General features: G+C 58.0%; 12 protein-coding genes. 3 read left to right on the plus strand and 9 right to left on the minus strand.

What is annotated here, in order from left to right; all coding sequences use genetic code 11:
• The first annotated feature begins 197 nt into the window (after positions 1-197).
• The 3 genes from AruPA_RS20785 to AruPA_RS20790 all read left to right on the plus strand — a co-directional run bounded on the left by AruPA_RS20785 (position 198) and on the right by AruPA_RS20790 (position 1,488).
• The gene (locus AruPA_RS20785) at positions 198-656 is read left to right on the plus strand and encodes a MucR family transcriptional regulator (protein WP_265638655.1); all 459 of its coding nucleotides are present in this window, start codon (positions 198-200) and stop codon (positions 654-656) included.
• Positions 657-932: 276 nt separating this feature from the next.
• Positions 933-1,208 (plus strand): BrnT family toxin, encoded by a 276-nt coding sequence (locus AruPA_RS21910; RefSeq protein ID WP_408859108.1) that lies wholly within the window; start codon positions 933-935, stop codon positions 1,206-1,208.
• Positions 1,168-1,488 carry a BrnA antitoxin family protein gene (locus AruPA_RS20790; protein ID WP_265638656.1) on the plus strand — a complete coding sequence of 107 codons (321 nt, stop codon included), beginning with the start codon at positions 1,168-1,170 and terminating at the stop codon, positions 1,486-1,488. The genes AruPA_RS21910 and AruPA_RS20790 overlap by 41 nt, the downstream gene beginning before the upstream one ends.
• A gap of 583 nt (positions 1,489-2,071) precedes the next feature.
• Here AruPA_RS20790 and AruPA_RS21915 read toward each other — a convergent pair.
• The 9 genes from AruPA_RS21915 to AruPA_RS20835 all read right to left on the minus strand — a co-directional run bounded on the left by AruPA_RS21915 (position 2,072) and on the right by AruPA_RS20835 (position 9,460).
• Complete coding sequence (locus AruPA_RS21915) at positions 2,072-2,263, minus strand: hypothetical protein (RefSeq protein WP_408859110.1); 192 nt, start codon at positions 2,261-2,263, stop codon at positions 2,072-2,074.
• 464 nt (positions 2,264-2,727) lie between these two features.
• The gene (gene cas2e, locus AruPA_RS20800; RefSeq protein ID WP_322784417.1) at positions 2,728-2,994 is read right to left on the minus strand and encodes a type I-E CRISPR-associated endoribonuclease Cas2e; all 267 of its coding nucleotides are present in this window, start codon (positions 2,992-2,994) and stop codon (positions 2,728-2,730) included.
• Complete coding sequence (cas1e, locus tag AruPA_RS20805) at positions 2,994-3,884, minus strand: type I-E CRISPR-associated endonuclease Cas1e (protein ID WP_265638658.1); 891 nt, start codon at positions 3,882-3,884, stop codon at positions 2,994-2,996. The genes cas2e and cas1e overlap by 1 nt, the downstream gene beginning before the upstream one ends.
• Positions 3,885-3,886: 2 nt before the next feature.
• A complete protein-coding gene (locus tag AruPA_RS20810; protein WP_265638659.1) occupies positions 3,887-4,609 on the minus strand; it encodes a type I-E CRISPR-associated protein Cas6/Cse3/CasE in 723 nt (240 codons plus the stop codon).
• Positions 4,606-5,340: a type I-E CRISPR-associated protein Cas5/CasD gene (gene cas5e, locus AruPA_RS20815; protein WP_265638660.1), complete on the minus strand. Its 735-nt coding sequence runs from the start codon at positions 5,338-5,340 to the stop codon at positions 4,606-4,608. Before cas5e ends, AruPA_RS20810 begins: the two co-directional genes overlap by 4 nt.
• Complete coding sequence (gene cas7e, locus AruPA_RS20820; RefSeq protein WP_265638661.1) at positions 5,333-6,469, minus strand: type I-E CRISPR-associated protein Cas7/Cse4/CasC; 1,137 nt, start codon at positions 6,467-6,469, stop codon at positions 5,333-5,335. The genes cas5e and cas7e overlap by 8 nt, the downstream gene beginning before the upstream one ends.
• Positions 6,469-7,044, minus strand: a complete 576-nt coding sequence (locus AruPA_RS20825) for a hypothetical protein (protein ID WP_265638662.1) — start codon at positions 7,042-7,044, stop codon at positions 6,469-6,471. Before AruPA_RS20825 ends, cas7e begins: the two co-directional genes overlap by 1 nt.
• On the minus strand, positions 7,034-8,599 hold the full coding sequence (locus tag AruPA_RS20830; RefSeq protein WP_265638663.1) for a CRISPR-associated protein Cse1: 1,566 nt from the start codon (positions 8,597-8,599) through the stop codon (positions 7,034-7,036). Before AruPA_RS20830 ends, AruPA_RS20825 begins: the two co-directional genes overlap by 11 nt.
• A gap of 267 nt (positions 8,600-8,866) precedes the next feature.
• Positions 8,867-9,460 carry a hypothetical protein gene (locus tag AruPA_RS20835; protein WP_265638664.1) on the minus strand — a complete coding sequence of 198 codons (594 nt, stop codon included), beginning with the start codon at positions 9,458-9,460 and terminating at the stop codon, positions 8,867-8,869.
• Positions 9,461-9,635: the final 175 nt, after the last annotated feature.

The following is a 9,635-nucleotide window of genomic DNA, read 5'->3' on the forward strand; positions in this document are numbered from 1 at the left end:
GTCGTCAGGAAATAGCTTCTGAAATTCGGGGAGCGATTGGGGAAAAGCCAGTTCGTCACGCTGGTGAATGTCAATGGCCGCCATGGCGGGGGCCACTAGCCCTAGTGGGTGTCTGAGTCAACCGGATAGGCACGAAATATTCTTTTAATATATTTAATCTATAAAAGTTTTTACGTCTAACTGTTGAAAGAATACTGATGGCCAATATGAAAAACAACCAACTTCTTCTGCAGCTGACAGCCCAAATTGTCGCTGCCCATGTCGCACATAACTCTGTCACGACGGAAACGTTACCAACGCTGATCCGCGACGTGTATCAGACCCTCAGCGGCGTTGAGACAACAGAAACCGAACCCGAAGCAGTGCCGGAACCGGCGGTTAATCCAAAGAAGTCCGTTTTCCACGATTATATCATCTGTCTGGAAGATGGCCGAAAGCTGAAAACGCTCAAGCGCCACCTCCAAACATCCTTTAACATGACGCCGGAACAGTATCGCCAGCGCTGGCAACTTCCAGCCGAATATCCGATGGTTGCACCAGCTTACGCCGCCACGCGATCCGCTCTTGCCAAGAAAATCGGCCTTGGAACCAAACCCGCCCTTGCAGCCATTCCCTCACCAGCCGCCGCAGCCTTACGAAAAAAGAAAGCCGCCTGAAACCTGAGGATCCAGATCTCGAGACCTGATGAAACCTTTGCTCCGCCGCGCCCATGCTACACGGGATGCGGCGGTTGAGCGCCTTTTCGATGCTATACGGTTCGTCAGCGAGCGCGTGCGAGCCAAACATCCGTCCGCGTTACACGAACACCTGACCGCACCGGCGCTGGCCGCGATACAACAACCGGCAACGCGCGGGCGCACTTTTTTGGCAGGCATCATTCATGGAACGCTGAGATTGCCCATTTGTCTCTACGCGTGTATATACATAACTGGATGATCTTCGAATGGAACGAAGCAAAGCGGGAAAAAGTCCTAACCGAACGGGGCATCGACTTTCTTGATCTCGCTGCATCGCTATTCGACGGACGAGCGGTAATCACGATGCCGTCGCGCCGTGGCGATGAGGAACGCTTTATTACGATCGGACTCATCGAGGGTCGCTCGGTTGCGTTGATCTGGGTCCGGCGCGATGAGGCGATCAGACTAATTACGGCCCGGAGGGCAAGAGATGGCGAAGAAAGAACGTATCGCTCGGTACACGGCCGATGAACTCAGAACCAAAATGGTGATGGGAGAATCGCGCACCGACTGGCAGCGGGTAGATGCCACAACGGCAGCCGATATCGAGCAGCAGGCGCAAGAGGATGAAGCCTCTGACGAATGGTGCTCCGAGGCGGTTATAGCCGGCCTTCCGCCGCAGAAGACGCCGGTCAATATCAGACTCGATCAGGATATTATCGATTTTTTCAAGGATTTTGGCCCCGGCTACCAAACCCGAATAAATTCTGTTTTACGATCCTTCGTGGAACACCGGCGATCAAAGTCGTGAATCGAACCACTGGGCAGATAGGTGTAGCGGCGCGACATCATCCGCGAGTGCGCGCGATTTCATCGGCAATTTCTGCTCAAATTATCTGATCGCGGAGCGATTGCCGTGCGCACATTAAGTGCCTCCATGCGCAAAATAACTGATCGGCGCGTGGACATCAGCCGCCCGTGCGCAAAATTCGTGACACTGGTCGCGACCCGTGTCCTGGTCGATCGTGCTGAGGCGGGCATATCCATAAGCGCTCATGAAGTGTCTCGCGAGGCTCTAGACGGCTTCACGTTATCGTAGCAAAATACAACAAACAATCCTATTGACGCGGCAAAATTGTCTCAGCCGGCAGTACCGCTGGGGTAGACCTGAACGGGGCCGCCTGGGATCACGAATTATGAACACAGCGATCTGATGTCGCGCGCCGATCAGTTATTTTGCGCAGAAATGGCCGATGAAATCGCGCATAGCTGCGGATAAAGTCGCGCAGCTATAAGTAGCGGCTTCGCGGTCGGATAGGCCGTGGGATCAGTGACGATCGGATACCGTATACCACGGAAGAGGATAATCGGCGCTTGCCAGCAGAAACCATATTTCAGGGCAGTCTGTTTTCAACAGATTTTTTAAGCGAATCGATCACGCGCAACGCCGACTGGCAGCGGATTTCCGATGCCGAGATCAACACGGTACCGCCGACCTGCGCGGGGAAACCGCGCGTCGGATAGCGCAGCTTGGCCGCGCCGCGGGTCGATCCCCGTCTGCGCGGGGGAACCTCGGCAAACTGCATCGGCGCCGCGACGGTTGGGGGGCCTATCCCCGCCTACGCGGGGGAACCTCTTGTGCTGCAGCATCGCAGGGATACGTCGCGGGCCTATCCCCGCCTACGCAGGGGAACCCAACCGCGATGCCCATTCGCCAGACGCTACCGGGGTCTATCCCCGCCTGCGCGGGGGAACCGCCACGACGACGGCGGGAACGTCCTACCTCACGGGCCTATCCCCGCCTGCACGGGGGAACCCGAAACAGGATGACGGCGGATACAAGAAGGCCGGGCCTATCCCCGCCTGCGCGGGGGAACCACCGTCTGCACTGATACGGCTTCATTGGTCGGGGGCCTATCCCCGCCTGCGCGGGGGAACCTCTGGCAGACAACATATTGAGTTTACTTAATGTACAATGTCAAAGAGCTATGGAATCGATCACTCGTGCAACTCCTTTTTTGGTAGGAGGCGACGCACAAGCAGCATGAGGTCATGAGCAACGATTTCCTTCGCCGGCTCGCCCAAACTTGCAAGGCCGAGGCCCCCCATTAGCTGAACTTTCGGCCCACGTCATGACGATACTGCCACGGCGTAACTGGCTGTACCAATCAGCCAGAACCTCCCAGAGCCGGGTGCGTACCCTGGCGCTCAAACGCGGATGGGCATAGACGCCGGGTGCCAATTCCAGCATGGCTGAACCAAGAAAGCCACGGTAGCGCGCCTCCACATCACGGGTGATTACTACCACCATGGGCATCAGTCGGCCTTCTCCGTTTCACCACCGTCCTTGTCGGGGACGATCAGAAACTTGATTTTATCGATCATAGAGGGAATGACGCTGCACTGGCGGAACAGTTTGGCGGCGCGCTGGCGGGTAAGTCGCTCGATCGAATCGCCCGATTTCATTGCATCTTTTGCAGCACCGAAGGCGATGTCCAGCGTCACATCGTGGCGAAAGAGATCGGCGATGTCGAGTACGAAAGATTGTCCTGAGTCCTCGTGAACGAACCCCAATTGCGGGATCGCGCCAAGAGCGGCGACCGCGACGCAAGCTGCCGCACGCATAGCGCTTGCGGCGTGATTGAGTGCCTGGTTCGGCAAGTCTTCCACGTTAGGATTGGCATGGTCGGAGTGCCGACCGTGCCAGGAAATGCCGTGCTGCTCGGCAGCGAGCTGGTAGCTGCGCTTGATGCGGGCGCCTTCCTGCCCGCGCAGCACGTCGATATCACGTGTGCGGACGATTTCGCCGAAACGGATGGCATACATGGCGCGGGCTACTTCCATGCGACTCTTTGGATCGGCCCACAGCATGACCTGCGCCCGCGCAACGGCGGAGCTATCGGGCATCAAAGGTGGCGCTGTGTAAAATCGAACAGCGGCTTCACCGATGGCGACGAGCGCGCAGCCGTGGCGAGCGAGCAGGCGCAACGCATCATGAGTAACGCTGGAACCCGGCCCCAGCAGGATGATGGAAATCGCCTGATGCGGAATTTGATAGTCTCCTGGAGCCAGATCTCCGCCACCAGCGGTAACGAAGCGCAGGCAGCCGTCTTCAACTTCGAGCCGTCCCCGATCCAGCCACACAAGCCCATGCCGGTCGGCGTGGGGAATCCGTGCTTTCTCCAACCCCAGCCGCCCCAGGAGCATGGTTATCCCCCACTAGGCCGCAAGAGCAGCATGCCGTAGCCATAGGCAGCATGGCGTCCGATGCCTTTTCCCAGACGCTCGGCGAATGCATCGCCGTCGCGGATAACGAGTTCGCCATGGAATGTCACATCTGGTCCCTCACATCTTCTGCCGTTGCGGGACGCGACACTGCGTTCAAGACGAACGAACCGCGCCTCGGTCACGGTTGCGGCCTCCCCCAATCGCTCGGTGAGCCAGTGGCGATAAACCGTCTCACGATCAATTTTATCGTCAGGTGAGGGACCGTCGGGGTGTCGGCGCAGGGCTTCCACCAAAAAGGCATCGACCTCGGCACCTTTGGGAAATACGCCTGCGGGTCTCATCAGGCGTTTGACAGGTCGTGCTCGAAGATCAAAGGCGAGCCGACGATCCATTGTCCACGTCGCCGGCATGACCTTCGCGGCAAGCCGAATGGGATCGCAGACAGCGAGGGCATCGGGAGTTCCGGTCTCTTGCGCGGTTTGCACGAGCGAAGCCTGGTCCGTCTTTGTATAAGCGTAGAGCGTCGCATTTGCCGCTCCGGGTGCCACCATCAGACGAAATGGCTGCAACGCCGCTTTGCCAAAGCTCTCACCTAGCAAATGATGCAGTGCGGCACCCTCATCCTCTATGAGGTTGCGATGGGCCGCCCAGCGCCGAAACGAACGAAGGTCTAATGGCAGGCTGATCAGATGGAGCGGGGTCATAGGGTAAGCACTTGCGGCATAAGGACGCCTTCGACGACCTTGCGCGTGCCACCATGCAGTCCGGTGCGCCAATTACGCCGGTCCGGCAAATCGATGATGCGATGAACCGTGTCGCCTTCGGACGGCCCTTCGCCAAGAGGCCAGAGCGCCCGCAACCTGTCCGCGCCATCATTTTGCTGAGGAAGTTTTTGTAAAGCCGCATAGGCGGTTGGGGCCATTACGCGATCCTTCTGCCGCAACGGGGCGGACGGCAGACAAGGCTTACGCCCGATGAACAAAGGGCGCGCCGGACGATCCAGGCTCGCCGCGAGCGTATCGAGCGATGGTTCCTGGTCTGCTGGTGCTAACCGCAAGGCCAGCACCATGCAGGCGTCCGGGTGGTAGTCGCGCTGGCGGCGATGAGGTGCGCCATAGCTCGCGCCATTTCGTCCCTCGGGTTCTCCCCATGTGGTCCAGCCTTTGTCGTTCTTGTCTAACTTGGCGTTCTGGGTGTCAGTTAGGACACCGAACTCACCGTCCCGCTCCCAGCGCGCTGCGAAAACCAGCCGATCCTGGAGGGCCTGATGCGCTTGCCATTCGGTGCGCCGCCAACCCAGCGCGTTTGCTAGCAGACCCGTCAGCATGGAAGCAGCAGGAAAGTCGCGCGTGACACCCAATTGATCGATCGCCACACCGCCAAAAGCCACGAGCGGCGCTTCCAGCCTCAGGATCAGCCAGTGATGATCAGGCATCCGGTGCATCTTTCACCTGTGAAGCGCTCCATGCCGCCAGCGCGTTGAGCGAAATCCGTTCCGCTCCGTGCAATGGCGTATCGGCAACCGAGAGGCAACGGCGCATCTCGTCGGTTGCATAGGTCTCATCGAGCCGCGCGAGATGGTTATCGAGTGCGGCGACCGCTTCGTCGAGATCATGGCCAACCGGTTTGCGATAGGCGGTGGCGAGACTGCGCGGCTGGCGGTCGCCAGCTTCAACCAACATCAATTCTGCGCGGCCATAGGGTGCGGTCGAGCCGAGCTTGGCGCCGGGCGAAACTTCGGCGATCAAGTGGAGCAAATTATGGACTACTTGGGCGGCAAGATCCCGATCCCGACCGCAATTAGCAATAAGACCAAGCAGGTCGATTACCACGTAGCCGTAGAACAAGCCAGATGTGAGTTCGGTTTCCTGAATAGTATCGGCGCCGCTGTCTTCCTCGTCTTTTTTCAGATCGTCGACTGCGGTGAAGTAGTCACCCTCGGCTTCTTCGGCATGGACGGTGAAGGAGTGGGCTACATGCAGCGGGGCATCGATATTGGCGGCGGGGTCGGAGGTGACCATGCGCCCGAACAAGGCGGCTGTCAGGCCGCCGGGGAGGGTGCTTGTTTCCCGCAAAACCTTGATGTTGTCTTTGAAAGTCTTGGCCCAATCGCCGACCGCTGTCTTTGCTGCCTTGGCATCCTTCGACGCGGCTGCAAGACGTTCTGCCTCGGCTGCCAGCCACTCGATTTCAGGTGCGCCCAACAGAAGAGTCTGACGACTCCTTTTGCCCTTGTCGGCCTTGTCGCCGTAAACGGCCTTCTGAAATTCGGGTTCGAGTGCTTGGACGACCTCGTCATCATATCGGCCCCTGAGCGGCTTGATCACCAGTTCCGTGACCAATTCGCGCGAACGGTAGGCAAATTCGGCTCCCTCGATCCCGTGCAAGGCATGCGGATCATTGTCTGCCTTTCGCCAGTGGCGTTTCAGGCATTGTGAGGAAATGCGGGTACGGAAGACACCGCCATACGGCAAGCGTTTGGCAAGTCCGGTGTCGTCGCGGTTTAGCAATGCACCGGTATAGGAATGGAGTGTGTGGATTTGCAGAAAACGGGGGGCGTTCATCAGGCGTCTTCCTTTTGCTTGGCTTCATGCGCCGCGTGATCGAGCCGCCGGTAATAAGCGCGGGCGATTTCTCGTGGGATTGTTTTGCTATTGGGAACCAGGAGTAATGCGGCGATTGTGTTGCAGTCGAAACCGTCACCAGATTTTCGTTTCGCCGCCAGCATCCGCGCGACGCGTTCCAGTGTCTCGCCGCGCCGCTGGGGTTCTGCCAAGAGGCGCATCAGCCGGGCTTCGGAAAGCAGCGGGTGCGCAGCCGCGTTCCAGGCCGGATCGCCGCCATCGCAAAGAACTGCGCCGAGGCGTTGTTTGGGGTCATGCACTGGCGAGGCGGTCGTTCGTTCACCCTTGGGTGTCAGGATCGCCATAATTTTCACGATCCTCATCCAGGTGTCGGTCTTATTCGCTTCCTCGATGAATCCACACTCGGCCGCCAGACGCCAGAAGGCTGCACAGCCCGGCCCGTCGGGTGCCATGCGGCGCAATTCAGCGAGATCGCCCGTACCAAGTGGATGCATCGCCGTGGATAATTTGCCGATTATGGCCCTGTAGTTGGCGTTCTTTTGCTCAATCAGCATGACCCCCTTCCTCCCGTTCCGGTTGATTGAACACTTCCGGATAGTGATACCGGATGGACCTAGTGAATGCGCTACGCGCTCGGGCTTCGGCGCGGGGTCGGAACATGGCTGTGCATGGAATGGCGGGTAGCGCGGTCTCGAACGCTGTGGTGGCGAAATCGTACAGAGTTCTGGCCCACCGCAATTTTGCAGCCCCCAGCGCACCAGGCCCTTTGTCTTGTGCTTCCAGGCGATCCCAGAGCTGTTCGAAGAATATGCGGTCCACGGCGCGGTCGAAGCAGCTTTGGGCTTCACGTGCATAGGTGTAATGATCTTTTTTCCGTTTTTCGCAGTCACCGCGCGCAGCAGCTAGGGCCAAGCTGTTGCCGATCGCCTTGTCGAAGATAACGATTGTCGCGGTCTGCGATGTCGCAAGCTCATGCAGTTGCTCACGTTTTGTACCGAGAGCACGCGAGATTTTACCGGATATCGGCAAAATGCGGGACTTAAATCCCTCTGTCTTGCTGTTGCCGCGCGCAAGCGCCTCGGCAACCAGCGCCATCGTTTCATGCTCTCCGTCGCAACTGGCCGGCCGGGCGAGGAGCGGCATTTCCCAATTGCCGGACAGCATAAGATCAACAAGTGTGCTATAGTCGAAGTCACGGCCGGACAAGGTGAAGCTTTTGTTGTCGGTTTTATGAACAGGTGCGAATGGATCGCCCAGCGCACCTTTCAGGTGCTTGGCGTTGATCCGGGTCGTGTTCGATGTGCCTTTCCACCCGGAGAGAACGCCGTCCGTGAGCGTCAGTCTGATACGACGACAGACCTCGATGAACCAGAGATCGATCTCCTTTAACTGTAACTGGCCGTCCTCCGGCCAATGCGCGAGCCACGTCGGGCCGAGGCCATTGTCCGAATAATAGTCATGCCGTTCGAGTTCGCTCTCATACGTCTCGAGAAGGACGGTCACGTCCCGCCGAAATCGCGCGCCGGGGCGTGGCGTCATGGCTTTGTCGTTCGTCGGCAGTGGTGCAAATGCGAGCATGGTACGTGAGGATGAACCACCATTCATCCGTACAATGCCATGATTGCCTGCCCCACCGTAGCCTTCGCCCGTCTGCAAGGACACCAGCGCAAACAGCCAGTCTTCTGGCTGTCCCTGCCGGGCGACGGACTGTTTGAGGTCGTGATTTTTCGCTGTGATCAGCAGATCGAGCGCATCCGGTGTGGGCACCGGATTGCCGAGCTTCACACCATCAGGCACTGGCGGTTGGAGAAAGGCCGGTTGTTTCCAGTCGTCGACGACAAGATGCCATGGCTCATCGGCACAAAAGCCGGGCGTAAGGGTACGCAAGGCGGATGCCCACGCTTCCTCATCTTCATAAAGATTGTTGTTGCTCGAATGTCGCAGGGCCAGCGCCGCTAGTTGCACCAGAAACATGTGCCAACTCGGGCCTTGATGCGGGCGTAGGGCCGGGAAACCTTCGACATTGTCCCGGGCGAGCGCGGCGAGAAGGCCGGGCAAAGTCAGCGGGCCATGGGTGCGGATCAACGGTTGGGTGAGGAGGTTGAACATTTTACCCGCCCAACCGCTGCTGGTCTCCCCGCGAGTGCGGGGAACCAAGCCATCTCTGATTTTCTTTCAGATCAAAATAGGGTCTATCCCCACGTGTTGCGTCTTGGGAACATCGTACCCGTGTCGGTACGATCAGATCACATTTACCAACCGCCAATGCCCGCGAAGGATTTACGGCTTTGAGGCAAGCAAGATAGGTGACTTTCATGCTTGTCCTTTCCTTGGCCGATCATCGATGCGACATCAAACAGAGAAATCGCGTGAATGTCAATAACTAATTAGATCTGAAATCCCAGTCCGCCCGTAACACAATTCAGTGTTTCCCACCTTCAGCTTGATCATGGGGCCTTCCAACACCGGCACTACTGGCGCGGGCGAATCGACGCCACGTGACCAATGGGCGGGCAAATTGAAGCCGCTGATCAGGGTTTCAAACGGCCCCATGATCGGCTCAGCAAACGTAATGGGCGCGCCCTCTGCACCCAGACGGGTACGGATTTTCTCGTCATTTTCGGGAAATTGGACGTCGGCAAAGGGTGTTTGGATCGGCATGGCGATACCTTTCGCGGCCATCGCTTCGGCCACGTCCTTCCCATAAATGTTGTTCCAATAGTTCGCCCACTCTTTGCCAAGTTCGGAGTTCAGCATCTCTATTCTGGTGGGATGCGTCGCACTTTCCACGAGCAGCCGGTTCATCTTCGGGATAATCCATTCCGAATGGATTTGGATAAGTCGACGCGTCAACTCCAGTCCCGATACGTTACGATAAATACCGTTTAGGACGCCGGCCTCTTTCCAAGCACCAAGCCCATTTTCGAAGGCAGGAGCAAGCAGTCTGGCTAGTCCATGTTCCGGGATCATCACATGGCACTGCGCGATTTCGAAGTTGGGCGGCCGCACTAGTGCACTGACTCATTCGGATGGTTCAGGGATTTGAGCGAGCTTTTCGAAGATTGAGGCTGGGGTTGCGGTCCAGAGGAATGGCTTGGAATTCTTGTTGTGCGCCTTGATGTAGCGCGTGATAGCATCTTCGAGA

Source organism: Acidiphilium sp. PA (assembly GCF_026191915.1).
Taxonomy (GTDB): domain Bacteria; phylum Pseudomonadota; class Alphaproteobacteria; order Acetobacterales; family Acetobacteraceae; genus Acidiphilium.

What these genes read in the sequence shown, in the direction of transcription:
- AruPA_RS21915 (WP_408859110.1), bottom strand. Translation starts at nt 2,263, where the DNA reads ATGCAGTTTGCCGAGGTTCCCCCGCGCAGACGGGGATCGACCCGCGGC.
- AruPA_RS20830 (WP_265638663.1), bottom strand. Translation starts at nt 8,599, where the DNA reads ATGTTCAACCTCCTCACCCAACCGTTGATCCGCACCCATGGCCCGCTG.
- AruPA_RS20785 (WP_265638655.1), top strand. Translation starts at nt 198, where the DNA reads ATGGCCAATATGAAAAACAACCAACTTCTTCTGCAGCTGACAGCCCAA.
- AruPA_RS20825 (WP_265638662.1), bottom strand. Translation starts at nt 7,044, where the DNA reads ATGCTGATTGAGCAAAAGAACGCCAACTACAGGGCCATAATCGGCAAA.
- AruPA_RS20835 (WP_265638664.1), bottom strand. Translation starts at nt 9,460, where the DNA reads ATGATCCCGGAACATGGACTAGCCAGACTGCTTGCTCCTGCCTTCGAA.
- AruPA_RS21910 (WP_408859108.1), top strand. Translation starts at nt 933, where the DNA reads ATGATCTTCGAATGGAACGAAGCAAAGCGGGAAAAAGTCCTAACCGAA.
- cas7e (WP_265638661.1), bottom strand. Translation starts at nt 6,469, where the DNA reads ATGAACGCCCCCCGTTTTCTGCAAATCCACACACTCCATTCCTATACC.
- cas2e (WP_322784417.1), bottom strand. Translation starts at nt 2,994, where the DNA reads ATGCCCATGGTGGTAGTAATCACCCGTGATGTGGAGGCGCGCTACCGT.
- AruPA_RS20810 (WP_265638659.1), bottom strand. Translation starts at nt 4,609, where the DNA reads ATGACCCCGCTCCATCTGATCAGCCTGCCATTAGACCTTCGTTCGTTT.
- AruPA_RS20790 (WP_265638656.1), top strand. Translation starts at nt 1,168, where the DNA reads ATGGCGAAGAAAGAACGTATCGCTCGGTACACGGCCGATGAACTCAGA.
- cas5e (WP_265638660.1), bottom strand. Translation starts at nt 5,340, where the DNA reads ATGCCTGATCATCACTGGCTGATCCTGAGGCTGGAAGCGCCGCTCGTG.
- cas1e (WP_265638658.1), bottom strand. Translation starts at nt 3,884, where the DNA reads ATGCTCCTGGGGCGGCTGGGGTTGGAGAAAGCACGGATTCCCCACGCC.